Annotated in this window: 18 protein-coding genes and 1 pseudogene; 15 read left to right on the forward strand and 4 right to left on the reverse strand. The window is 70.1% G+C overall.

What is annotated here, in order from left to right; translation table 11 throughout:
- The 12 genes and pseudogenes from tuf to VLK66_RS07910 all read left to right on the forward strand — a co-directional run.
- Positions 1-145 (forward strand): annotated as a pseudogene (gene tuf / locus VLK66_RS07855) (elongation factor Tu); the annotation flags it as partial.
- Positions 146-234: 89 nt separating this feature from the next.
- Positions 235-384 (forward strand): 50S ribosomal protein L33, encoded by a 150-nt coding sequence (gene rpmG / locus VLK66_RS07860; protein WP_325308837.1) that lies wholly within the window; start codon positions 235-237, stop codon positions 382-384.
- A 106-nt stretch (positions 385-490) separates the two neighbouring features.
- Positions 491-700 (forward strand): preprotein translocase subunit SecE, encoded by a 210-nt coding sequence (gene secE / locus VLK66_RS07865; protein WP_325308838.1) that lies wholly within the window; start codon positions 491-493, stop codon positions 698-700.
- Between the two features lie 8 nt (positions 701-708).
- The gene (gene nusG, locus VLK66_RS07870; RefSeq protein ID WP_325308839.1) at positions 709-1,257 is read left to right on the forward strand and encodes a transcription termination/antitermination protein NusG; all 549 of its coding nucleotides are present in this window, start codon (positions 709-711) and stop codon (positions 1,255-1,257) included.
- Between the two features lie 51 nt (positions 1,258-1,308).
- On the forward strand, positions 1,309-1,734 hold the full coding sequence (gene rplK, locus VLK66_RS07875; RefSeq protein ID WP_325308840.1) for a 50S ribosomal protein L11: 426 nt from the start codon (positions 1,309-1,311) through the stop codon (positions 1,732-1,734).
- A 245-nt stretch (positions 1,735-1,979) separates the two neighbouring features.
- Positions 1,980-2,675 carry a 50S ribosomal protein L1 gene (gene rplA / locus VLK66_RS07880; protein WP_325308841.1) on the forward strand — a complete coding sequence of 232 codons (696 nt, stop codon included), beginning with the start codon at positions 1,980-1,982 and terminating at the stop codon, positions 2,673-2,675.
- Positions 2,676-2,679: 4 nt separating this feature from the next.
- The gene (gene rplJ / locus VLK66_RS07885) at positions 2,680-3,210 is read left to right on the forward strand and encodes a 50S ribosomal protein L10 (protein ID WP_325308842.1); all 531 of its coding nucleotides are present in this window, start codon (positions 2,680-2,682) and stop codon (positions 3,208-3,210) included.
- A gap of 76 nt (positions 3,211-3,286) precedes the next feature.
- Positions 3,287-3,673, forward strand: coding sequence for a 50S ribosomal protein L7/L12 (gene rplL, locus VLK66_RS07890; protein ID WP_325308843.1), 387 nt, complete (start codon positions 3,287-3,289; stop codon positions 3,671-3,673).
- 285 nt (positions 3,674-3,958) lie between these two features.
- Positions 3,959-9,235 (forward strand): DNA-directed RNA polymerase subunit beta, encoded by a 5,277-nt coding sequence (locus tag VLK66_RS07895; RefSeq protein ID WP_414676459.1) that lies wholly within the window; start codon positions 3,959-3,961, stop codon positions 9,233-9,235.
- Positions 9,236-9,394: 159 nt separating this feature from the next.
- Positions 9,395-13,654 carry a DNA-directed RNA polymerase subunit beta' gene (gene rpoC, locus VLK66_RS07900; RefSeq protein ID WP_325308845.1) on the forward strand — a complete coding sequence of 1,420 codons (4,260 nt, stop codon included), beginning with the start codon at positions 9,395-9,397 and terminating at the stop codon, positions 13,652-13,654.
- A gap of 157 nt (positions 13,655-13,811) precedes the next feature.
- Positions 13,812-15,209: an ATP-binding protein gene (locus tag VLK66_RS07905; protein ID WP_325308846.1), complete on the forward strand. Its 1,398-nt coding sequence runs from the start codon at positions 13,812-13,814 to the stop codon at positions 15,207-15,209.
- Between the two features lie 97 nt (positions 15,210-15,306).
- On the forward strand, positions 15,307-15,795 hold the full coding sequence (locus VLK66_RS07910) for a hypothetical protein (RefSeq protein ID WP_325308847.1): 489 nt from the start codon (positions 15,307-15,309) through the stop codon (positions 15,793-15,795).
- Between the two features lie 97 nt (positions 15,796-15,892).
- Here VLK66_RS07910 and VLK66_RS07915 read toward each other — a convergent pair whose 3' ends face one another.
- Positions 15,893-17,185, reverse strand: coding sequence for a hypothetical protein (locus tag VLK66_RS07915; RefSeq protein ID WP_325308848.1), 1,293 nt, complete (start codon positions 17,183-17,185; stop codon positions 15,893-15,895).
- Positions 17,186-17,444: 259 nt separating this feature from the next.
- Between VLK66_RS07915 and VLK66_RS07920 the strand changes: the two genes are divergently transcribed.
- Positions 17,445-17,951, forward strand: a complete 507-nt coding sequence (locus VLK66_RS07920) for a MarR family winged helix-turn-helix transcriptional regulator (RefSeq protein WP_325308849.1) — start codon at positions 17,445-17,447, stop codon at positions 17,949-17,951.
- A 25-nt stretch (positions 17,952-17,976) separates the two neighbouring features.
- A complete protein-coding gene (locus VLK66_RS07925) occupies positions 17,977-19,872 on the forward strand; it encodes a chloride channel protein (RefSeq protein WP_325308850.1) in 1,896 nt (631 codons plus the stop codon).
- Between the two features lie 335 nt (positions 19,873-20,207).
- Here the strand turns inward: VLK66_RS07925 and VLK66_RS07930 are convergent, their stop codons facing one another.
- Positions 20,208-21,830 carry an MFS transporter gene (locus VLK66_RS07930; RefSeq protein WP_325308851.1) on the reverse strand — a complete coding sequence of 541 codons (1,623 nt, stop codon included), beginning with the start codon at positions 21,828-21,830 and terminating at the stop codon, positions 20,208-20,210.
- Positions 21,831-22,030: 200 nt separating this feature from the next.
- Between VLK66_RS07930 and VLK66_RS07935 the strand changes: the two genes are divergently transcribed.
- A complete protein-coding gene (locus VLK66_RS07935) occupies positions 22,031-22,771 on the forward strand; it encodes a DUF3800 domain-containing protein (RefSeq protein ID WP_325308852.1) in 741 nt (246 codons plus the stop codon).
- Positions 22,772-22,900: 129 nt separating this feature from the next.
- On the opposite strand, the gene VLK66_RS07940 is transcribed toward VLK66_RS07935, so the two are convergent.
- Together VLK66_RS07940 and VLK66_RS07945 are read right to left on the reverse strand one after the other, a co-directional pair.
- On the reverse strand, positions 22,901-23,701 hold the full coding sequence (locus tag VLK66_RS07940) for a LytTR family DNA-binding domain-containing protein (RefSeq protein WP_325308853.1): 801 nt from the start codon (positions 23,699-23,701) through the stop codon (positions 22,901-22,903).
- Positions 23,698-24,831, reverse strand: coding sequence for a sensor histidine kinase (locus VLK66_RS07945; protein WP_325308854.1), 1,134 nt, complete (start codon positions 24,829-24,831; stop codon positions 23,698-23,700). The genes VLK66_RS07940 and VLK66_RS07945 overlap by 4 nt, the downstream gene beginning before the upstream one ends.
- Positions 24,832-24,843: the final 12 nt, after the last annotated feature.

The raw sequence follows: 24,843 nt of genomic DNA on the forward strand, positions 1-24,843 counted from the left end.
CGTGGAGATGGTGATGCCGGGCGACAACGTGCAGATGGTGGTGGAGCTGATCACCCCGATCGCGATGGAGAAGGAGCTTCGCTTCGCCATCCGCGAGGGCGGCCGCACCGTGGGCGCCGGCGTCGTCACCGAGATCGTCGAGTAAAGGCCGGCCGGTTCATACAGGCGCGGCGGGGGGACCGCTCCCCGCCGCGCGCCGTCTAGAGAGCGGTCATAGAAACAGGAGCTGGAGCCATGCGCGACAAGGTCATCCTCGCCTGCACCGAGTGCAAGGAGAGGAACTACCACCAGACCAAGAACAAGCGGAAGCACCCCGAGCGTCTGGAGTACAGCAAGTACTGCCCGCGGTGCAACAAGCACCAGCCGCACCGCGAGACCAAGTAGGTCTTTCGCGCCGCGCGCCGGCCCACCGGGCCGGCCGCGCGAGCCGGTGCTTCGCAGCAGGCAGGAACCAAGACAGGAAACGCTTCCCCCGGCCCCCTGGAAGGGAATGGCAGAGACGACCCGCACCACCGTGTTCGACTTCTTCCACGAAGTCTCCGAGCAGGTCCGCAAGGTGACCTGGCCGGACCGCGCGCAGCTGCAGAGCTCCACCGGCGTGATCGTGGTGTTCGTGCTGACGGTCGCGGTCGTCATCTTCGGGATGGATCGCATCATCATGGCCATCCTGGGACTGGTCACCTCCCTCTTCACCGGCTGAGGGCGGCGATGGCGGAGGCCAGGTGGTACGCCATCCAGAGCTACTCGGGGCACGAGAACAAGGTCCAGCGGCTGATCCAGCGCCGGATCGACGAGGAGCCGGGTGAGCCGGACCAGAAGCAGATCCAGGAAGTGCTGGTGCCCACGCAGGAGCAGGTGGAGCTGCGCAACGGGAAGCGGGTGACCGTGACCCGCAAGCTCTACCCCGGCTACGTGCTGGTGAAGATGGTGTACAACCAGCGCACCATGCACACCATCTCCGGGATCCAGGGGGTGCTGAAGTTCCTGGGGTCGGGCACCGAGCCGCAGCCGCTGTCCGACGACGAGCTGTCGAAGATCTTCGGGCAGGAAGCCGAGGCCCCCGTGGCCGAGGAGCCGCAGATCCTGATCCCCTTCACCAGCGGGCAGGTGGTGGAGGTGACCGACGGGCCGTTCAAGGAGTTCAGCGGCACGGTGCAGGACATCGACCACGACAAGGGGAAGGTGAAGGTGGAAGTCAGCCTCTTCGGGCGCCCCACCTCCATCGAGCTCGACTACACCCAGCTCCGCGGCTTCTGAACCGTCTTCACGGACGGCGGGGCGCGGACTTAAACGACCGAGGGTCGCGACATGGCGAAGAAGGTTACCGGATTCATCAAGCTCCAGGTTCCGGCCGGGGCGGCCAACCCGGCGCCCCCCGTGGGCCCCGCGCTGGGCCAGCACGGCGTGAACATCATGGAGTTCTGCAAGCAGTTCAACGCGCGGACGCAGGGCCAGCCGGGGATGATCATCCCCGTGGAGATCACGGTCTACGCCGACCGCTCGTTCACGTTCATCACCAAGACGCCGCCGGCGGCCGTGCTGCTGAAGAAGGCGGCGGGGCTGGACAAGGGCTCGGCGTCGTCCAAGAAGACCAAGGTCGGCCGCGTCACGAAGGACCAGGTCCGGCAGATCGCCGAGACCAAGATGCCCGACCTGAACGCCGCCGACATCGACGGCGCCATGCGCATGATCGCGGGCACTGCCCGCTCGATGGGGCTCGAAGTCGTCGACTGACGGGCCATCCCCGTCCCCAGGCTCTTGGCCATGGGACGGATTGACGACGACGACGGAGCATGCGTTGTGGCATTGCGTGCTCCGCCGGAGGCAGGAGAAGCGAAGCCGGTGTTCGGACCACAGGGAGCGGTCTCCTGCCCTCCCGTGACTCCGGTCGCCCGACCCGGCTTCCGTCCGCTTGACCACCGCGCGCGGGGCGACGCAGCGGCGGGAGGACTTGTTCAAGGCTTCGCCTGAGGGAGTACATGCCCAAGCACGGAAAGAAATTCCGCGACGCACAGGCGCGTGTGCCCCAGGGGTCTGCCTTCTCCCCCACCGAGGCGGTGGGGCTGGTGAAGGAGCTCAGCTACGCCAAGTTCGACGAGACCGTGGAAGCGGCCGTCCGGCTCGGCGTGGACCCCCGGCACGCGGACCAGATCGTCCGCGGAGCGGTAGTCCTTCCCCACGGTACGGGGAAGACCGCGCGCGTGCTCGTGATCGCCCAGGGCGACAAGGCGCGCGAGGCGGAGGAAGCCGGGGCCGACTTCGTCGGCACCGAGTACGTCCAGCGCATCAAGGACGGGTGGCTGGACTTCGACGTGGTGGTGGCCACCCCCGACATGATGGGCCAGGTGGGACAGCTGGGGCGCATCCTGGGGCCCCGCGGCCTGATGCCCACGCCCAAGGCCGGCACGGTCACCCCGGACGTGACCCGCGCGGTGCGCGAGATCAAGGCCGGCAAGATCGAGTTCCGCGTGGACCGCACGGGGAACGTGCACGTGCCGATCGGGAAGGTCTCGTTCGATCCCGGGAAGCTGGAGGAGAACCTCACCGCGTTCATGGACACGGTGATCCGCGCCAAGCCCGCCGCCGCCAAGGGGACCTACGTCCGCGCGGTGACGGTGAGCAGCACCATGGGGCCGGGCGTGCCCGTCGACGCCAACCTGTTCCGCAGGAGCTAGCCCGATGAAGAGGAGCGAGAAGGACGAGTTCATCGGCGAGCTCCAGCAGAAGCTGGAGGGCGCCAGCGCCTTCTACCTGACGGACTTCACGGGGCTGAGCGTCAAGCAGATGACGCAGTTCCGCGCCCGCCTGCGCAAGCAGGGGGTGGAGTACGTCGTGGTGAAGAACACGCTGGCCCAGCGGGCCCTGCAGGGACTCGACGTGCCCGACGTGGCGGCGTTCTTCACCGGCCCCACCGGGCTGGTGATCGGGCGCCACGACGCGGTGGCCGCCGCCAAGGCGGTGACCGACTTCGCCCGCGAGTTCGGCGACAGGCCGGCCGTGAAGGTGGGGGTGGTGGAGCGCCGCGAGGTGAACGCCGACCAGGTGAAGAAGCTGGCCGAGCTTCCTCCCCGCGAGGTCCTGCTGGCGCAGATCGCCGGCGGGCTGCAGGCGCCCATGTCGCGCCTGGTGGGCGGGATGAGCCAGATCCTGGCGGGATTCGCCCGCGCGGTCGACGCGCTGCGGCAGCAGAAGGAGGGCGCCGGCGCCTGAAATGGCGCGGGTAGCCCGACCAACGACAACCGGTTTTCCGAACCACGTACCGTTTAGACTGAAGGAGCCCACTGCAATGGCTACGCTTACCCGTGACGAGCTGCTCGACGCGATCGGCAACATGACCGTCCTGGAGCTCGCCGAGTTCGTGAAGGCGTTCGAGGACAAGTTCGGCGTGACCGCCGCGGCCCCCATGGCCATGGCCGCCGCCCCCGCCGCGGGCGGCCCCGCCGCCCCGGCCGCCGAGGAGCAGACGGAGTTCACCGTCGTGCTTCAGGGTGCCGGCGACAAGAAGATCCAGGTCATCAAGGTGGTCCGCGAGATCACCGGCCTGGGGCTGAAGGAGGCCAAGGACCTGGTCGACGGCGCGCCCAAGCCCGTGAAGGAGGGCGTTTCGAAGGACGAGGCCAATCAGATCAAGGCCAAGCTCGAGGAGCAGGGCGCTGCGGTCGAGCTGAAGTAGTGGACGGCTGCCCGGCGAAGCATCTCCCGGAACGGAGGCGCTTCGCCGGGCGGGCGCCCGACCGCTTCCGCGGGCAGAAGCGCCCCCAAGCACGTCCAACTTCAGCCTGAAAGAATCGATGGCGCGCACGCAGCCTCTTCAATAGATACGGACGGCACGTAACCCCGCCGGGGCTTCCGGTCGGGGTCGTTTGCGCTTCCGGTTTGGTTCCACGCGCTCGAGAGGGAGACCCACTTGGCAACCGTAAACAAGCCGATCGTCTCGTTCGGGAAGCTCGTCGCAGGGATGGATCATCCCAACCTGCTCGACGTTCAGCTTCGTGCATTCGAGACGCTGCTTCAGACCGACGCGGCCGCGCGCGAGCGCGAGGACGTCGGGCTGGAGCGCGTGTTCAACGAGATCTTCCCCATCTCCGACGTCAACGGGAACTTCTCCCTGGAGTACGTCCGCTACGCCTTGGGCGAGCCGAAGTACGACATGGAGGAGTGCATGGAGCGCGACATGACGTACGCGGCTCCGCTGAAGGCGACGCTCCGGCTGGTGGTGTGGGAGGACATCGGGGACGAGCGCCGTCCGAAGGACATCATCGAAAAGGAAGTGTACCTGGGGGACCTGCCGGTGCTGACCCCCCTGGGCACGTTCATCATCAACGGCGCGGAGCGCGTGATCGTATCGCAGCTCCACCGCTCGCCCGGCGTGGTGTTCGAGGAGACCACGCACCCCAACGGGTCGAAGCTGTTCAGCGCCCGGATCATTCCGTTCCGCGGCTCGTGGGTCGAGTTCACCATCGACATCCACGACGTGGTCGCGGTGCACATCGATAAGAAGAAGAAGTTCCCCGCCACGGCGCTGCTGCGCACGGTGGGGTACTCGCGCGACGCCGACATCCTTTCGGTGTTCTTCAACCGCGACACGGTGGCGCTGGCGTCGCTGGCGGGCGAGGGCACGCGCGAGGGGCGCCGCGGCGAGGTGTTCCACGGCTTCCTGGCGGCCGACGTTCCCGACCCGGCGGTGCTGGGCCCCGAGGGGCCGCGGCTGTACCGCGACGTGGTGGTTCCCGGCACCGGCGAGGTGTTCGAGCGCGGCTCGCGCCTGACGCCGGCCGCGTACCGCGCGCTCACCGAGGGCGGCGTGTACTCGCTGCCGGTGATCGCGTCGGCCCTGCTCGCCCGCGCGGGCGACGAGGTGAACGCCGAGGTCATCGGCCGCCTGCAGCGCGCCGGCATCGAGTCGGTCCAGCTCTTCCGCACGCAGGGGCAGACGGGCACGTCGCTGCGCGCCACGCTGGCCAAGGACCCCACGCGCGGCACGCTGGACTCGCTCTTCGCCATCCACAACCTGGTGCGCCCGGGCACGGCCCCGGCCCCCGACGTGTGGACCGAGGACGAGTACTTCGAGGGCGGCGACACCATCATGCACGTGGCCGACTTCCTGCGCGCCTGGAGCGAGCGCGACTCGGCCCCCAGCGACCCCAGCTCGCGCGAGGCGCAGCGGAGCGCCGAGGAGCGCATGCTGCGTTACGCGCAGGAGCGCGGGATCCGCTACGTGTGGGAGAACTTCCGCGAGGAGCGGGCGGAGAAGACCGCGCGCCCGTCGCGCGTGCTGGTGTACGAGCTGAACCGCGTGGTGCAGGTCTACTCGCAGGTGTGGCGCCTCCTCTTCCAGCCCCGCGCGACCCTCGTCGTGAGCGGCGACCTGGCCGACGGCGGGAGCGCCACGGCGCGCAGCGACTACAGCGAGTACCTGGAGGAAACGCTCAACAAGCGCTACGACCTGGGGCGCGTGGGCCGCTACAAGATCAACCAGCGGCTTTCCGACGCCTTCCGCTCGCTGGACTTCGCCGTGCCCCCCGCGGGGATGACGGCGCTGACCGCGCAGGACGTGCTGGCCATCCTGTACAACCTGGTGGAGCTGCACGAGGGGCGCGGCTACACCGACGACATCGACCACCTGGGGAACCGCCGGGTGCGCTCGGTGGGCGAGCTGATCGCCAACCAGTTCTCGGTGGGGCTCAGCCGCATGGCGCGGCTGGTGCGCGAGCGCATGTCGATCGTGTCGGACCCCGACAAGATCAACATCGACGACCTGGTGAACGCGCGGACGGTGTCGGCGGTGATCCAGCAGTTCTTCGGGTCTTCGCAGCTGTCCCAGTTCATGGACCAGACCAACCCCCTGGCCGAGATGACGCACAAGCGGCGTCTCTCCGCGCTGGGGCCGGGCGGCCTGACCCGCGAGCGCGCCGGCTTTGAAGTGCGCGACGTGCACTACTCGCACTACGGGCGCATGTGCCCGATCGAGACGCCGGAAGGGCCCAACATCGGCCTGATCAACTCGCTGACCACGTACTCGCGGATCAACGACCTGGGCTTCATCGAGACGCCGTACCGCAAGGTGGTGCGCGCGGTGGTGCAGTACCCGGCCACGGTGAAGCTGGACGACGCGGTGCGCCTGGTGCTGGGCGAGCGCTCGAAGGTGTTCGCCAAGAAGGGCGAGGAGGTCGACGCCGCCCGCGGCCGTGAGGTGTTCCGCGCCATGATCGTGGGGGCGGAGCTGGCCGAGGACGTGCTGGACTGGACTCCGCTCTTCCCGCGCATGCTGGCGGGCGAGATCCCGCAGCCCGAGTGGGACGCGGCCTTCGTCACGCTGACGGTGCTGGCCCGCCGCGGCGAGCGGGTGACCGAGGAGCTGGCCGACCGCATCGCGGCGCAGCCGGTGAACCTGGTGCGCGTCGTTTCCCGCCGCGCGGGCGCGGCGGCGCGCGGCGTGGCTCCCGAGGCCATCCGCAACCCGGCCTCGCTCCCGGTGCGCGTGTTCGCGCCCAAGTCGGCCGCGGTGCTGGCGGTGCCGGGAACGGTGCTGACGCCCGAGGTGGTGGACGCGATCCACGCCCGGCAGATGGAGGGGCTGGCCCCCGCCGACTTCGGCGACACGCCCGACGAGGTGGCGCTGGACTTCGTGACCGGCGTGGCCGCGCTTTCGCCCGAGGGCGACGTGGGCCGCATCCCGGTGGGCACGAAGGCGCCGGTGATCCACGTGACCCCGGTGGTCACGCGGATCACGGCGTGGCTCAGCGCCAACGAGGAGGAGAACGCGCGCATCGCCCAGGCCAACGCGCCGCTGGGCCCCGACTTCACCTTCACCAACGAGTTCATCCTCTGCCGCGAGCGGGGCGACTTCCCGCTGCTGCGCCCGGACGAGATCGACTTCATGGACGTGGCGCCGGACCAGCTGGTCTCGATCGCCGCGGCGCTGATCCCGTTCCTTGAGCACGACGACGCCAACCGCGCCCTCATGGGCTCGAACATGCAGCGCCAGGCGGTGCCGCTTCTCTTCCCCGACGCTCCGCTGGTGGGCACCGGGCTGGAGCACGTCATCGCCGTCGACTCGGGCGCCGTGGTCGTGGCCCGGCGCGGCGGCGTGGTGAAGGAGGTCACGGCCGACCACATCGTGGTGGACGCCGGTGGCGAGGGGCTCACGGGTGACGAGCCGCTGCGGCGCCTGGCGCAGTTCGACCGCTACCGGATGAAGAAGTACTGGCGCACCAACCAGGACACCGCGCTGAACCAGCGCCCCCTGGTGTTCCCCGGGCAGCAGGTGAAGAAGGGCGACGTGCTGGCCGACGGCGCCAGTACCGACGGGGGCGAGCTGGCGCTGGGGCGGAACCTGCTGGTGGCGTTCATGCCCTGGTACGGCAACAACTTCGAGGACGCCATCATCCTCAGCGACCGGCTGGTGCGCGACGACGTGTACACGTCGATCCACATCCAGGAGCTGGAGCTGCAGGTTCGCGACACCAAGCGCGGGATGGAGGAGATCACGCGCGAGATCCCGAACGTCGCGGAAGAGTCGCTGGTCGACCTGGACGAGCGCGGCGTGGTGCGCATCGGCGCGCGGGTGAAGGCGGGCGACATCCTGGTCGGCAAGATCACCCCGAAGGGCGAGACGGAGCTGTCTCCCGAGGAGAAGCTGCTGACCGCCATCTTCGGCGAGAAGGCCAAGGATGTGAAGGACAGCTCGCTGAAGGTGCCGCCCGGCGTGGAGGGCACCGTGATCGACGTGAAGATCTTCTCGCGCCGAATCGACGACCCGATCCTCGAGAAGGAGCGCGGCCAGAAGATCGGCGAGCTGCGCACCTTCGAGCGCAACGAGATCCAGCGCATCGGCGAGGCGCGCGACGAAGAGGTGAAGGAGCTGATCCGCGGCAAGGAGGCCGCCCTCTTCCTGAAGAAGGGGACGGTGGAGCCCTACTTCAACGAGGGCACCGTGCTGTCGGACGAGGTGGTGGACGCGCTGGACCTGGGCGAGGTGGACCTCACCACGCTGAAGGTGACCGACCGCGCCACCAACGAGCAGCTCCGCCGCCTGATCGACGAAAGCAAGCGCCGCATCGAGCGGGTGCGCCAGAAGACCGAGAACCAGATCGACAAGGTCTTCCAGCCCGACGAGCTGCCCCCGGGCGTCGTCCAGCTGGTGAAGGTGTACCTGGCCGAGAAGCGGAAGATCTCGGTGGGTGACAAGATGGCCGGGCGCCACGGGAACAAGGGCATCATCGCCCGCATCGTTCCCGCCGAGGACATGCCGGTGATGCCCGACGGCACCCCGGTGGACGTGTGCCTGAACCCGCTGGGCGTGCCCAGCCGCATGAACGTGGGGCAGATCCTGGAGACGCACCTGGGGTGGGCCTCGCGGGTGCTGGGCTTCGAGAGCAAGACCCCCGTGTTCCAGGGGGCGTCGGAAGACGAGATCGGCGTGCTGATCCGCCTGGCCGGCGTGGTTTGGGCCGGGCGCGCGCTGGGGGTGACGGCGCAGCCGCCCACCTTCACCGTGGACGACGTGCGCGCGATCGCGCACGCCGCGCACGCGCTGGAGGAGGGAAGCGAGCCCGAGCCGCGGCCGGAGATCGGCATCGGCCGGCCGGTGGACCGCCTGCTGGTGGGCGACCGCGTGCCCGCCGAGGTGCGCGAGAAGCTGGCCCCGCTGCCGGCCTATCTCGTGGCCGCGGCGCGCGAGGTGGCGGCCATGAAGGAGGCCGACTTCGAGACGCTGTATCCCGCGGCGGCCGCGCTGGCGGCGGCGGGCGGGAAGCCGAAGGCCGGCGACACGCTGGTGAACGCGGCGCTCGAGGAGCACATGGCCGCGGCCGGGCTGACCCCCGGCGGCAAGGTGTGGATGCGCGACGGGCGCAGCGGAAACACCTTCGAGAGCCCGGTGACCATCGGCGCCATCTACATGCTGAAGCTCAGCCACCTGGTGGACGACAAGATCCACGCGCGCTCCATCGGCCCGTACTCGCTGGTTACCCAGCAGCCGCTGGCCGGCAAGGCGCAGTTCGGCGGGCAGCGCTTCGGCGAGATGGAGGTGTGGGCGCTGGAGGCGTATGGCGCCGCGCACACGCTGCAGGAGATCCTGACCGTGAAGAGCGACGACGTGAACGGCCGCTCGCGCGTGTACGAGGCCATCGTGAAGGGCGAGAACCTTCCGGAGCCCGGCCTTCCCGAGAGCTTCAACGTGCTCGTGAAGGAGCTTCAGGCGCTGGGGATTTCAGTGACGCTCGGAAGCTGAAGAAGTGCCAAGTGCCCAGTGCCTAGTGCCTAGTATTCTTTAACTTGGCACTTGGCACTGGGAACTGGGCACTTCCTCGGCCCCGACCTTGACGACTTTGGTAGACTTGACCGCACGGCGCACCACCGCCGGCGGAACACCCGATACAGCAAGGGGACCATGATCGACTTTCCCCGCGGCCGCGAGACCCGGTCTCAGGACTTCAACTACATCCAGGTGAAGCTGGCCTCCCCCGAGGAGATCCGCTCCTGGAGCTTCGGCGAGGTCACCAAGCCGGAGACCATCAACTACCGTTCGTTCAAGCCCGAGCGCGACGGGCTGTTCTGCGAGCGCATCTTCGGTCCCGTGAAGGACTGGGAGTGCCACTGCGGAAAGTTCAAGCGCATCCGCTTCCGCGGCCACGTCTGCGACAAGTGCGGCGTCGAAGTGACGCTCAGCAAGGTGCGGCGCGAGCGCATGGGCCACATCGAGCTGGCCGTGCCGGTGGCGCACATCTGGATGTTCAAGACGCTTCCCTCGCAGATGGGATACCTGCTGGGGATGACGCTGCGCGACCTGGAGAAGGTCATCTACTACGCCGCGTACGTGGTGACCGCGCCGGGCGCGCAGGACGTGAAGCACAGCCAGGTGATCGACGAGGACGAGTTCCTGGCGCTGCGCGAGAAGGCCCGCGAGGAGGGCGACACCGAGTTCAAGGCCGACATCGGCGCCGACGCGGTGCGCAACCTGCTGCGCCAGATCGACGTGGAGAGCCTGGCCGAGACGCTGCGCGAGCAGGTGGCCGGCGAGACCAGCCAGCACCGCAAGAAGATGGTGCTGAAGCGCCTGAAGGTGATCGACGCCATCCGCAACTCGGGCGACACCGCCAGCGAGCGGAACAAGCCGGAGTGGATGATCATGGACGTGGTCCCGGTCATCCCCCCCGACCTGCGCCCGCTGGTGCCGCTGGACGGCGGCCGCTTCGCGACGTCGGACCTGAACGACCTCTACCGCCGCGTCATCAACCGGAACAACCGGCTGAAGAAGCTGATGGAGATGCGCGCGCCCGAGGTCATCCTGCGCAACGAGAAGCGCATGCTGCAGGAGGCGGTCGACGCGCTGTTCGACAACGGCCGCCGCAGCAAGGCGATCCGCGGCCGCGGCAAGCGCCCGCTGAAGTCGCTGTCCGACATGCTGAAGGGGAAGCAGGGGCGCTTCCGCCAGAACCTCCTCGGCAAGCGCGTGGACTACTCGGGGCGCTCGGTCATCGTCGTCGGTCCCGAGCTGAAGCTGCACCAGTGCGGCCTGCCGAAGGCCATGGCGGTGGAGCTGTTCAAGCCGTTCATCATCCACGAGCTGGAGAAGCGCGGCGAAGCCGAGACGGTGAAGCGCGCCAAGAAGATCGTGGAGCGCGACGACCCGCGGGTGTACGAGGTGCTCGAGGACATCATCCGCGACCACCCCGTGCTGCTGAACCGCGCGCCCACGCTGCACCGGCTGGGGATCCAGGCGTTCGAGCCGGTGCTGGTGGAGGGGAAGGCCATCCGCATCCACCCGCTGGTGTGCGCCGCCTTCAACGCCGACTTCGACGGCGACCAGATGGCCGTGCACGTGCCGCTCTCGTTCGAGGCGCAGCTCGAGGCGCGGGTGCTGATGCTGTCGAGCAACAACATCCTGCTCCCGTCCAACGGCCGGCCCATCGCGGCGCCCAGCCAGGACATCGTGATCGGGTGCTACTGGCTGACGCACCAGACCGCGCAGCACGACGCCACCTTCGAGGCCGACCTGCTGGAGCAGCGCAAGCCGGGCTCCGAGGCCGACCTTTCCAAGGTGGTGCGCCGCTTCGGGAACGTGGCCGAGGTGGAGATGGCGCTGGCCCACAAGGCCGTGGGCTACCACAGCCCCATCTACTACTTCACCGACCCGCGCCCCGAGAACGAGCTGGAGGAGGGCGAGGAGCGCAAGGCCGGGTGGATCCGCACCACGCCGGGGCGGGTGATCTTCAACTCCGTGGTTCCGGCCGAGCTGGGCTACTGGAACCGCACCATGGGGAAGAAGGAGCTGGGCGACATCATCTTCACCGCCTACCGGCAGGTGGGGCTGGCGAAGACGGTGGTCTTCCTCGACGACCTGAAGGCGTTCGGGTTCCGCTACTCGACGCTCGGCGGCGTGTCCGTCGGCATCGAGGACATGGAGATCCCGGCCGAGAAGGACCAGATCCTTCGCGAGGCCGACGAGGACGTGACGCGCTTCACCCGCGCGTACAACAACGGCGTGATCTCGAACGGCGAGCGCTACAACAAGGTCATCGACACCTGGACGCACGCCAACAACGACGTGGCCGACGCCATGGTGGACCGCCTCCGGCGCAGCCGCGGCGGCTTCAACCCCGTGTACATGATGATGAACTCGGGGGCCCGCGGCAGCCGTGACCAGATGCGGCAGCTGGCGGGAATGCGCGGCCTGATGGCCAAGCCCCAGAAGAAGCTCACCGGCGGCATCGGCGAGATCATCGAGAGCCCCATCAAGTCGAACTTCCGCGAGGGGCTCACGGTGCTGGAGTACTTCATCTCCACGCACGGCGCGCGGAAGGGGCTGGCCGACACGGCGCTGAAGACGGCCGACGCGGGGTACCTGACCCGCCGCTTGGTGGACGTGGCCCAGGACGTGACCATTACCGAGGACGACTGCGGGACCATCCTGGGGCTCGAGGTGTCGGCGCTGAAGGAAGGCGAGGACGTGGTCGAGCCGCTGAAGGACCGCATCGTCGGTTCCGTTGCGGCCGACGACGTGTTCGACCCGATCGACGGCGAGATCCTGGTGGAGGCCGGCCAGCTGATCAACGAGGAGATCGCCGACGACATCGAGGACGCCGGCATCCAGTCGGTGAAGATCCGCTCGGTGCTGACCTGCGAGAGCCGCCGCGGGCTGTGCGTGAAGTGCTACGGCCGCAACCTGGCCACCATGGGAATCGTGGACCCGGGCGAGGCGGTGGGCATTCTGGCCGCGCAGTCGATCGGCGAGCCGGGGACGCAGCTGACGCTGCGCACCTTCCACATCGGCGGCACGGCGGCGCGCATCGCCGCCACCACGGTGCGGAAGAGCAAGGTGGACGGCGTGGCGCAGTTCGACCGCGTGACCACCGTGTCGACCCCCGACGGGACGCGGATCGTGACCTCGCGCGAAGGCGAGATCATCATGCGCACGGCCGAGGGCGCGGTGCGCAGCCGTCTGGCGGTGCCGTACGGCGCCACCATCTCGGTGCACGACGGCGACACCATCGCCATCGGCGACACGCTGTTCTCGTGGGACCCGTACTCCGAGCCCATCGTGGCCGACTTCGGCGGCACCGTGCGCTTCATCGACATCATCGACGAGGCCACGGTCCGCGAGGAGCTGGACGAGAGCACCGGGCGCCGGCAGATGGTGATCATCGAGGACCGCAGCAAGAAGCTGCACCCGATGATCGAGATCGTGGACCCGAACAGCGTGAAGCTGCGCGAGTTCATCGTGCCCGTGGGCGCGCAGCTCACGGTGCGCGACGGCGAGGCCATCGAGCCGGGCGCCACGCTGGCCAAGATCGCGCGCGAGGCGTACAAGACGCGCGACATCACCGGCGGCCTGCCGCGCATCGCCGAGCTGTTCGAGGCGAGGCGCCCCAAGGACCCGGCGGTGATCACCGAGGTCGACGGCACCGTGCGCTTCGGCGACATCAAGCGCGGCAAGCGCGAGGTGATCGTGATTCCCGACGCGGGGAACGAGCGGGTGTACGAGGTGCCGGTGGGCAAGCACCTGCGCGTGCACGAGGGCGACTTCGTGCGCGCCGGCGACCGCCTGAGCGAGGGGCCGGTGAATCCGCACGACATCCTGCGGATCAAGGGCCCGGCCGCGGTGCAGCAGTACCTGCTGAACGAGGTGCAGGAGGTGTACCGCCTGCAGGGCGTGAAGATCAACGACAAGCACATTGGCGTGATCATCCGCCAGATGCTCCAGAAGGTCCGGATCATGGACCCGGGCGACACGGAGTTCCTGGAGGGCGAGACCATCGACCGCACGGTGTTCCTGGACACCAACCAGGAGGCGCTGAACGGCGGCCGGAAGCCGGCGACCAGCGAGCCGCTGCTGCTGGGGATCACGAAGGCGTCGCTGACCACGCAGTCGTTCATCAGCGCGGCGTCGTTCCAGGAGACCACGCGGGTGCTGACCGACGCCGCCATCCGCGGCGCGCGCGACAACCTGCAGGGGCTGAAGGAGAACATCATCATCGGGCACCTGATCCCCGCGGGCACCGGCATCTACCGGTACAACGAGGTGGAGTTCGGGCCCGAGACGCCGGAAGGTGCCGAGGAGAGCGACGACGGCGGGTTCGCGCCCGCCGCCAGCGCCCGCCCGGCCCCCGAGATCGCGGCCGCCGACGAGGCGACGGTGATCCCGGCGTAAGCCGGCGGAGGGTTTCGGCTGGATGCGGAACGGCCCCGGGGCTCACCAGCCCCGGGGCCGTTCTGCGTCTCGCGCACTCTGGACGGGAAACGTTCTCCCTGTATCTTTGCCTCTCCTCGTTTCCTCCGTTCATACCTTGACCGATGGGTGGGGAAGGATGCTTTCGGACGAGCTCAGGGCGCTCGTGTCGGGCGGAGAGTCACAGCAGGTCGAGTTCAAGCGCTCCACCGGCCAGCGCACCGAGAGCGCGCGGACGGTCTGCGCGATGCTGAACACGCGCGGCGGATTCGTGCTGTTCGGCGTGACGGACTCGGGCGAGGTGCGCGGGCAGGAGGTGACCGCGGGCACGCTCGCCGACGTCGTACGCGAGATTTCGCGGATCGAGCCGCGGCCGCTCATCGCCCCCGACGTGCTGCCGGTGGACGAGCGTCGCTCCGTGGTCCTGCTGCGCGTGCCCGAAGCAAGCGGCGGGGCGGTGTACACGTTCGAAGGCCGGCCGTATGTCCGTATCGGCCCCACCACCGTGGCGATGGGACAGGCCGAGTACCGCCAGCGGCTGCTCGATGCCATGCATCCGACCAGCCGATGGGAGACTCAGCGCGCGCACGGAATCGGGCTCGACGATCTTGACCACGCGCAGATCGTCACCACGATCGAGGCGGGGATCACGAACGGAAGGATCGGCGATCCCGGCACGCGGGAGCCGCGCGCGCTGCTGCGCGGGCTGGGTCTGCTCGACGGGGAGCACCTTCTGAACGCCGCGGTCGCGCTGTTCGGCCGGAGCGAGCGGCTGCTCCCGTTCTATCCGCAATGCAGTCTGCGGCTGGCCGCCTTCAAGGGCGTGGACAAGTCCGAGTTCCTCGACAATCGGCAGGTCACCGGTAACGTGTTCGACGTCCTGGACGCAGCGGACCGGTTCATCCGGATGCACGTGCCCGTGGCCGGCCGTGTGGTTCCGAATCTCTTCGAGCGCCGCGACGATCCGCTGTATCCGCCCGTCGCGTTGCGCGAGGCACTCGCGAACGCAGTCTGCCACCGCGACTACGCCGCACACGGCGGGTCGATCGCCGTGGCGATCTTCGACGACCGCATGGAGATCTCCAATCCCGGCCGGCTTCCTGCCGGGTTCACACTGGAAGATCTGGCGCGGCCTCACGTATCCGTGGCGATGAACCCCCTGATCGCGTCGGCGTTGTACCGCCGCGGAATCATCGAGCAGTGGGGGAGCGGAACGCTGAAGATCCTGGAACTCACCGAGCGCGCGGGCTTGGCCGTCGCCGAGTTCGAGGTGCGCGGGCCTGAGCTCGTTGCGCGGTTCAGCCCGAACGGTTACGTACCTCCGTCACGCGCGGGGTACGATCTGACCCCGCTTCAGCAGGAGATTCTGGAGGTGCTCGCGAGAGAAGGCGGTCTTTCTTCCGATCGGCTTCGGCCGTTCCTCTCGCAGAAAATCTCCGACTTCAAGGCCTTGGCGGAACTTCGCACGCTCGTTCATCTCGGCCTGGTACGGAAGGTGGGAGTTACGCGCGGGGTACGCTGGATCGTCGCAGCGTGACCGCCTCGCGCGAGGACGCGGGAAGTCGCACATTCCGAGGTATTCCGAGGTATTCCGAGGTATTCCGAGGAAACTCCCATCTGAAGAGTAGATTCCCATGCGACGCATCGCCCAACGCCGGCCGCTTTCCGAGAACCCGCGCGAGTTCGTGCTGGCGGCGCTGCTGTTCACCACGGGCGCGGTGCTGCTGGCGGGGTTCGGGGTGACGACGCTGGCGGGGAGCGCGTACTCCGACAGCGACCTGCGGGGCGCGGACTTCGCCTACCAGGCGATCGGGTGGGGGAAGTACGTGGCCGGGCTGACGCTGCTCTGGCTGGGCGACCGGGCGACGCTGCACCGCGGGTACATCGGGTGGAAGCGGGTGGCGCTGCTCTGGATGCCGCTGGTGCTGTTCATCTTCTACTCGTACCTGCAGTGGATGGTGATCGGGGACGCGCGCATCCACTACCTCCAGCGCACGGACCACTGGGGCGGCGGCTTCTCGGGCTCGGTGCTCTTCATGGCGTTCGTCTACCCCGTCGCCATCGCGGTCGCGGCGGTGAACGCGCTGTGGATCCAGCGGCGGCAGCTCCGGGTGGCGCTGTAGCGGGCGAAACATCCTGTACCTCGCGCAGAGACGCAGAGCCGCGGAGAACGACGATCGGTTCTCCGCGGCTCTGCTTCTCAGCGTGAAACCCGTCTTCTCAGCCCGGGTGGTGCATCGTCCCGTGCTCGTGCGCCGGGGCGGGAGAGGCCGGCGCGGGCGGGGGACTCGCGGCGGCGGCCTGGGCGACGACGTCCGGGGCGTGCTCGGACTCGGCGGCGGAAGTGCAGGCGGCGGCGTACGCATCTCCCGCCTTCGCGCAGGCGGCGCGGATGGCGGCGGGGGCGGGGTCGATCCACGCGAGGCGCTCGCCGACGGCGCGGTAGCATCCCTCCTTCTCCGCCGATGGCACCTGCGCGCAGAAGGCGAACGCGGGCTCGGCCTTCCACTCCTTGTCGACGAAGAACTCCACCGCGCCGGCCAGGCAGTCGCCCGTGTAGGCGGCGCCGGCCTGGCGGCAGATGCGCACCACTCGCAGCGGCTGGGTGGGCATCCGCCCCATGGTCTGCTTCCCCAGCCCGCGGAAGCAGGCGGCGGCGGAGGCGGCGGGGGCCCGGTCGCAGGCGCGGACCACGCGGTCCATGTCTCCCCCGAACGAGACGAAGAAGACGACGGGCTGGTACGCCCAGCACGAGGGCTGGTGCCCCGCGGCGGCGATGCTGTCGCAGGGGAACCAGGGATCGTCCGCCTTCAGCAGCTTGCGGTCGGCGGCGGCGTGGGCGTGGTGCCCGGCCATCGCGTCGCCCACGTTCACGTCCATCGTCCCCATCCCGTGCACCACGTTCTCCATGAACGCGCCGTCGTAGCACTCGCGCCGCGCGAGGCCCGCGGGGAGCACCGCGTCGCAATCCCCCAGCGTGGCGAAGAGGTCGTGCGCGCGCACGCCCATGAGCCCGTGCCCCATCCCGTGCGCGCACTCGCGGAAGGCGTACGGCGGCATCGCGCGCACCGCGGCCGAGGTGCACGCGCCCCGCAGCGAGGCGACGTCGCCCGCGCGCCGGATGGACATGTAGCCCTCCAGCACGCCGTGGTAGCAGCCGGAGAGGAAGGTGGGCCGGCACTCCGCGAACACCGCCAGGTCGTAGCCGCGCCGCGCGACGGCGAAGCGGCCCAGCCCGTGCGCGATCGCGTGCCCCTGCAGCTCCAGCTGCGGGTCGGCGCGGGTGAGCACGGAAAGGCTGTCGAGCGCCTGCCGCACCCCCGCGTCGCGGGCGACCAGGAAGACGGAGGCGATGTTCAGGTCGCGGTCGCCGACGCTGGCCCAGTCGACCGCGGCGTGGCCCGCGTGCGCGGCCGACGACTGCGCGTGGCTGCCGCCGCGGCAGGCGGTGGCGGCCGGCACCAGCGCGAGCGCGGCGCATGCCAGGCGAAGGAGACGGCAGAGGGGACGCATGGCGGATGCGTGTTCACGAAGCGGTGCACGGCGCGCCCAAGTCGTTGGGCCGCAACCGGAAGAAGGGTGGGAGCCGAAAGGTATCCGCGCCGCCGCCGCGCGGGCAAGCGCCGCCGCCCCCTTGGACTTTGCGCGCGCGGTCGCCATACTGCGCAAACCCGATGCATCCGCGCGGCCGCCCGGCCCGTACGCGCATCGGGCCCTGCGGAATCCCGGACGCTTGAGGACGCCCACCCGAACCGCTAAGTTTGAGACACGTATGGGAGCCCAACAGATCGCAGGGCAGGTTTCGGCCGAGGACCTCACCGCGGTGATGGACTCGCTCCGGTCGCTGGTGCGGGCGCTGCGGATCTCCACCCGCGCGGTGGAGAAGGAGATCGGGATCAGCGGCGCGCAGCTGTTCGTGCTGCAGCAGCTGCAGGACGCGCCGGCGCGCTCGGTGAACGAGCTGGCCGAGCGCACCAGCACCCACCAGAGCTCGGTCTCCACCGTGGTGTCGCGGCTGGTGGAGCGGGGGATGGTGAAGCGCGAGCCCAGCGCCGACGACGCGCGGCGGATGGAGATCTCCATCACCGAGCGCGGCCTGGCGCTGCTGGGCGCGGCGCCGCGGACGGCGCAGATCCGGATGATGGAGGCGCTCCGGCGCATGCCGCAGCCGCGGCTGCACGAGCTGGCCGAGGCGCTGGAGACGCTGGTGCGCGACGCGGGGTTCGCGGGCGAGGGGGCCCCCATGTTCTTCGAGGACGAGGGTCCCGGGGATGGCTGAACGGTAGCTAAAGGATGGCGGACGGATGCCGGAGCGGGTGGAAGCAAGCGCCACGGGCGATGGGCTGGCGGTGGCGCCGTCGATGGGCCCCGCGCTGGCGTCGGTGCGCGCGCCGCGGGTGCATCCGCGGGTGGACCGGCGCACGGTGGCGATCTGCGGGGTGGCCATCGCCGTGGCCATCGCGGCGGGGTTCATCGCCGAGCTGCTGACGCGGCTCATCGGGCTCATCACCAACCTGGCCTTCTACGGGCGCGCCGAGGCGCGCTTCGTCTCGCCCGCGGGGAACCACCTGGGTGCGTGGGTGATCCTGGTCCCCATCGCCGGCGCGCTGGTGGTGGGGGTGATGGCGCGCTGGGGCTCGGCCGCCATTCGCGGGCACGGGATCCCGGAGGTGATGGAGAAGGTGCTGCACGGCGAAAGCCGCATCCCCCCGCGGGTGATGTTCCTGAAGCCGCTCTCGGCCGCGGTGGCCATCGGCACCGGCGGCCCGTTCGGCGCCGAGGGGCCCATCATCGCCACCGGCGGGGCGCTGGGCTCCATCGTGGGCCAGGTGCTCCGCATCACCACCGACGAGCGCAAGACGCTGCTGGCCGCCGGGGCCGCGGCGGGGATGGCGGCCACCTTCGGCTCCCCCGTCTCCGCCGTCCTTCTCGCCGTAGAGCTCCTCCTCTTCGAATACCGCGCGCGCTCCGTCATTCCCGTGGCCCTCGCGGCCGCGGCGGCCACGGGGGTGCGGATGGCGCTGATGGGCTCGGCGCCGGTGTTCCCCATGCCGGTCGTCGCGCAGCCGGGCGGGGCGGCGCTGGCGGCCTACGTGGTTTTGGGCGCGGTGATCGGCCTGCTCGCGGCGGGGATCACGCGGCTGGTGTACGCGGTGGAGGACGCGTTCGAGCGCATCCCGCTGCACTGGATGTGGTGGCCGGCCATCGGCGCGGTGGCGGTGGGGGTGATCGGGTGGATGGAGCCGCGCACGCTGGGGGTGGGCTACTCCAACATCGACCAGATCCTGTCCGGGGGGATCGTGGGGCGCGCGCTGATCGTGCTGGTGGTGCTGAAGTTCGTTTCCTGGTCGGTGTACCTGGGAAGCGGGACGAGCGGGGGGACGCTGGCGCCGCTCTTCACCATCGGCGGCGGGGCGGGGGCGGCGATCGGCGCGGTGACGGCGGCGGCGGTCCCCGCGCTGGGGGTGGACCCGCACGTTGCCGCGCTGGTGGGGATGGCGGCCATCTTCGCCGGGGCCAGCCACGCGCTGCTGGCGTCGGTGGTCTTCGCCTTCGAGACCACGCGCCAGCCGCTGGGGCTCCTGCCGCTCCTGGCCGGATGCAGCGCTGCGTACCTCGTCTCGCTGCTGGTGAGCCGCAACTCCATCATGACCGAGAAGCTGGCGCGGCGCGGCACCGAGGCGGGCACCGAGTTCGTGAGCGACTACCTGCGCCACGTGCGCGTGGGCGACGTGGCCGCGCGCGAGGTGGTGACGCTGCAAGCGGGGGAGACGCTGGAGCGGGTGCGCGCCTGGCTGGGCACGCACGGGCCGGGGACGTCGCACCAGGGCTTTCCCGTGGTCGATGCGGACGGTCGCCTGGCGGGCGTGGTGACGCGCCGCGACCTGCTGGATGCGGACGCGCCGGGCGAGCGGCGCATCGGCGAGCTGGTGCGGCGCGCGCCGGTGGTGGCGTACGAGGACAACTCGCTGCGCGAGGCGGCGGACCACATGGTGGGCGAGGGGGTCGGCCGGCTGGTGGTGGTCTCGCGCGAAGACCCGGGCGAGCTGCTGGGGATCATCTCCCGCAGCGACCTGCTGAACGCGCACGCCCGCCGCATCGAGGCGTCGCGCCGCGCCCGCGTGGTGCTGCGCCGCCCCGTCCGCCGCCGCCGCGGCACGCCGTCCGACCGTCGCGCGGACGTGCCGGTGGAGCGGTAGCCTGGCGAGAGTCAGCCGTGCTGCGCGTGGCCCCAAGACGTCATCCTGAGGCCGGCCACAGTGTAACTTTTATCCACCCAGATGGTTGCAGGCCGAAGGATCTATAACCAGGGTCGCACGTGAGCTGGGGAGACTCGCTGTTGTCTCCGGTTCTGCCGGTCAGGGGGATGGAGAGCAAAAGAAGATGGGCCCCGGGCTGCGGCTCGGGGCCTTTGGTTTTGTGCTCGGAGATGCTGGAAAGGCGAATGAATTCGCGGCAACAACTGCACAAAGTCCCTTCGGGACTGCGGCCTTGGCATCCCCGCGCTCGATAAAGATTCGTGTGGCCCTGGATCTCAACTTGTGGGGGATGATGCGGTGGCGCGGAGGGCGGGGGTGGGGTCGATCATCATCCACCCGATGATCCCGCTGGCGGCGGCCATCGCGGCGGCCACCAGCATCACCACGCGGAAGGCGTGCACGAAGGCCTCGTCCACCGCGCGGTCAGCGGCGGCGCGGACGGCGGGCGGGGCGCCGGGCGGCGCCGCGGCGGCGGCCAGGCGGACGTGCTGCGCCTCGACCGCGCGGCCCACATCGGCGGGGACGCGGTTGGCGGCGAGGCGATCAGGGAGCGCGCCGCCGAACGCACCGATGGCCACCAGCCCGAACGCGGCGATGGAGAGGAGCCCGGCGGCGCGCGAGACGGCGTTGTTGATCCCCGAGGCGACCCCGGCGTGGCGCGACTCCACCGCGCCCATCACCGCCGTCGTCAGCGGCGCCACCGCAATGGACATTCCCGCGCCCAGCACCACCACGGCGGGGAAGAAGGTGGTCCAGTAGCTCCCGCCGATCCCCGGCAGCGCGAAGAGCGCGAACCCCGCCGCGGCCACCATCGGCCCCACGGTCAGCGGGAGCCGCGCGCCGAAGCGGTCCACCAGCCCGCCAGACCAGCGCGACAGCACCGACATCAGCACGATGAAGGGGAGGAAGGCGGCGCCCGCGGCGGCGGGGCCGTAGCCCTGCACGTCGATCAGGTCGAAGGGGATGAAGAACATCGCCCCGCCGAGCGCCGCGTACAGCAGCAGCGTCAGCAGGTTGGCGCCGGTGAAGGTGCGCGAGCGGAAGAGCCCGGGCGGCACCATCGGTGCGCGGGAGCGGTGCTCGACAGCGACGAAGCCGGCGAGCGCCGCCGCCCCGCCCGCGATCCCGCCCAGCACCAGCGGCGAGGTCCAGCCGCGGTGCGCGGACTCTACCAGCCCCAGCGTCACCCCGCCCAGGCCGAGCGTCGTCAGCACGGCGCCGGCCACGTCGAGCGGGGCGTGCGCCGCCTCGTCGTCGCGGCTCTCGGGGACGCGCAGCAGGATCGCCAGCACCGCCGCGGCCATGGGAACGTTCACGAAGAAGATCCATCGCCACGACGCGCTCTGCACCAGCCATCCGCCCAGCACCGGCCCCAGCCCCGCCGCGATGGCCGTCCCCCCCGACCAGGTGCCGATGGCGCGGCCACGCTGCTCGGGCGTGAAGGAGGCGCTGATCAGCGCCAGGCTTCCCGGCACCAGCAGCGCCCCGCCCACGCCCTGCACCGCGCGCGCGGCCACCAGCCACGCCAGCGACGGCGCCAGCCCGCACGCCACGGAGGCGAGGCCGAACACGCCCACGCCGATGGCGAACACGCGCTTGCGCCCGTAGCGGTCCCCCAGCGACCCGCCGACCAGGAGGAGCGCCGAGAGGAGGAGCGCGTAGGCCTCCACCACCCACTGCACCCCCGCCACGTCGGCCCGCAGTGCGCGCTGCAGCACCGGCAGCGCCACGTTCACCACCGTGCCGTCGATGAACGCCATGCTGGAGCCCAGCATCGCCGCCACCAGCACCCATGTGCCCGCGCGCGGCCCGGCCGCGGCGGAGACGCCGCGCGCGGGCGCATCCCCGGCGCGGATCACGCCCTCGTCGCACGGCGCGCGGACGGCGGTGGTGCTCATCGCTGCGCTGCCTCGCCCACCGCCCACCTCCGCCACGCGAGAGTCTGTCCCTGGGAGAGCGACGAAGGTAGGCGGGCGATCGCGGGGGCAGCAAGGAAACAGATCGCGCGAAGAGCCCGTTCACTTTCGCGATGTGCGTCCGCGGTGTAGGATTCGCCCCCTTCCGTCCATGCGCACCCCGATCATCTCTCCCGCGGCCCATGCCCCGATTCGACGACTACGTGATATTTGGCGACGAGAGCGGCGACCACGGGATGGAATCCATCGATCCCAACTACCCGATGTTCGTGCTGCCGCTGTGCGTCTTCGACAAGCAGAGCTACGCCTGCGCGGCCATCCCCGCGGTGACGGCGCTGAAGTTCCGCCACTTCGGCCACGACCAGGTGATCCTGCACGAGACCGACATCCGCAAGAACCGCGGGCCGTTCGCCATGCTGCGGGACCCGACGCGCCGCGACGGCTTCCTGGAGGATCTGAACGAACGGATGCGAACGGTGGAGTTCCGGATCATCGCCAGCGCCATCCGCAAGGAGCAGCACCGGCAGCGCTATCCGCAGCCGCCGAACCCGTATCACGTGGCGATGGGCTTCGGGCTGGAGCGTGCCTACCTGGAGCTGCGCGGACTTGGATGCAGAGACGGGACGACGCACATCCTGTTCGAGCGCCGGGGCGCGAGGGAGGACGCCGATCTGGAGGCGGAGTTCCGGCGGATCTGCGGCGGCGCGAACGCGACGGGGAAGAAGCTGCCGTTCGAGCTGGTGATGTGCGACAAGAGGTGCAACTCCGCCGGCCTGCAGCTGGCGGACCTCGTCGCCCGGCCGATCGGCCGCAAGATCCTCGCGCCCGGCCAGCCCAACCGCGCCTACGACATCATCCACCCGAAGTTCCGGCGCAGTCCGGACGGACGGGTCACCGGGTGGGGACTCAAGGTGTTTCCCTGAAGCTCCCGGACAGCAAAAGGCCCCGGTGACGAGTCACCGAGGCCTTTTGCCGACCGGGTATGCCCAGTCCACACGAGAAGTATAGTGAACGGGGTGCGGGGTGTCAAGCGCCGCACTTCCGCACTTCCGTTATGCGTACTCCGGCACCCGGTCGAGCAAACGCTTGCGGTAGCCGCGGGAGAGCTTGACCTCGCTGCCGTCGCGGAGGATGAGGATGCCGTCGCCGGCGGCCATGGGGTGCAGCTCGGCGACCCGGTCCAGCTGCACGATGGCCGAGCGGTGCACGCGCAGGAAGCGGTCGGGGTCCAGCCGCTCCTCCAGCATCCCGATCTTCTCGCGGATCAGGTAGCCCTTGGTGCCGGTGTGCAGGCGCACGTAGTTCCCCTCGGCCTCCACCCAGTCGATGTCGGCGGTGCGCAGGAACTCCACCTTGCCGCGCACCTTCACCATCACCCAGTCCAGGTAGCGCCGGCCGGGCGTGGCCGCCGCGTGGCCGTTGCGGTCGCGCGCCAGCTCCTCGAGCAGCGAAACCAGGCGGTTGGGGCCGTCGGCGGCGCGGCTCTCCAGCTGGGTGCGGCCGCGCTCCAGCGCCTGGTTGAAGCGCTCCACGTCGAACGGCTTCAGCAGGTAGTCCAGCGCGTGCACCTCGAAGGCGCGCAGGGCGTAGCGGTCGTGCGCGGTCACGAAGATCACCGCCGGAAGCTCGCCGCCCAGGTGCTCCAGCACCTCGAAGCCGTCCATCTCCGGCATCTGCACGTCCAGGAACACCAGGTCGGGGCGGGTCTCGCGGATGGCCTCGACCGCCTGGGCGCCGCTTTCGCACACGGCCACCACGTCCACCTGGTCGTCGTGCTCGCGCAGCAGGCGCAGCACCCGGCGCCGGGCCAGGGGCTCGTCGTCGGCCACCACCACGCGCATCGGCTCGCTCATGCGGCAACCTCCACGGGAAGCGCCGCGGCGGGGTCGGTCTCCGCGCGGCGGAAGGGGATCTCGACGGCGGCGATGGTGCCGCCGATGGGGCAGTGCGTGAGCTCCAGCCGGCCGCGCGCGCCGTACATCTGCTCCAGCCGCGCGCGGGTGTTGCGCACGCCCACGCCCTGGCGCTGGCGCGGCCGGGTCTCGGGCTGGGGCCCGCGCCCGTTGTCGTGCACCTCCATGCGCAGCCGGCCGTCCTCGCGCACGGTCTTCACCAGGATGCGCCCCTGCCCGCCCAGCGAGGCGGTGCCGTGGCGGATGGCGTTCTCCACCAGCGGCTGCAGCACCAGGTTGGGAACCAGGGCGTCGCGGGTGTCGGGGTCCACGTTCACCATCACCTCCAGCCGGTCGTGGAAGCGGGTCCGCTGGATCTCCAGGTACGCCTCCAGGAACTCCATCTCCTGCGCCAGCGGCACCTCGTGCGTCTGCGCGTTGTCCACCGTCAGGCGCAGCAGGTCGCCCAGCCGCGCGATCATCCGCTCGGCGGCGTGGGGGTCCTCGTGCACCAGCTCGGAGATGGTGTGCAGGGTGTTGAACAGGAAGTGCGGCTGGATCTGCATCTTCAGCGCTTCCAGCCGCGCCTCGGCCAGGCGCTCGTCCATGCGCACGCCGTGCACCTCGCGGTCGCGGTAGCGCCGGTAGTAGTCGAAGGCGTAGGCCGCGCCCACGATCACCAGGTACCACTGCATGTCGTAGTAGAACGCGGTGCGGAAGTACATGAAGAACGAGCCGGGGTCGCCGGGCCACAGCGCGTTGCCCAGCGCGCGGTTGAACACCACCGAGAACACGCCGATGGCCAGCGCGGCGCTCACGTGCACCGCCAGCGCCAGCGGCCAGCCGCGGCGCGTGAAGCGGAACCGCAGGCCCAGCCAGAAGATGGGAAAGCAGAAGAGGCCCCAGTAGTACGCGTCGGCCAGGTTGCCGACGAACGAGAGCAGGCTGGGGTCCTTCGGGACGCCGAACAGCGACCGGTTGATGAACGGCCGCGCGCCGAAGAACAGGCCCACGGCGGTCCAGAACAGGAAGAGCCAGCGCGCGCGCGGAAAGCGGCGGGCCACGCGGGGCGCGGGGGAGGGTTCGGGCATCGGGATGGCCGG

Source organism: Longimicrobium sp. (assembly GCF_035474595.1).
Taxonomy (GTDB): Bacteria; Gemmatimonadota; Gemmatimonadetes; order Longimicrobiales; family Longimicrobiaceae; genus Longimicrobium.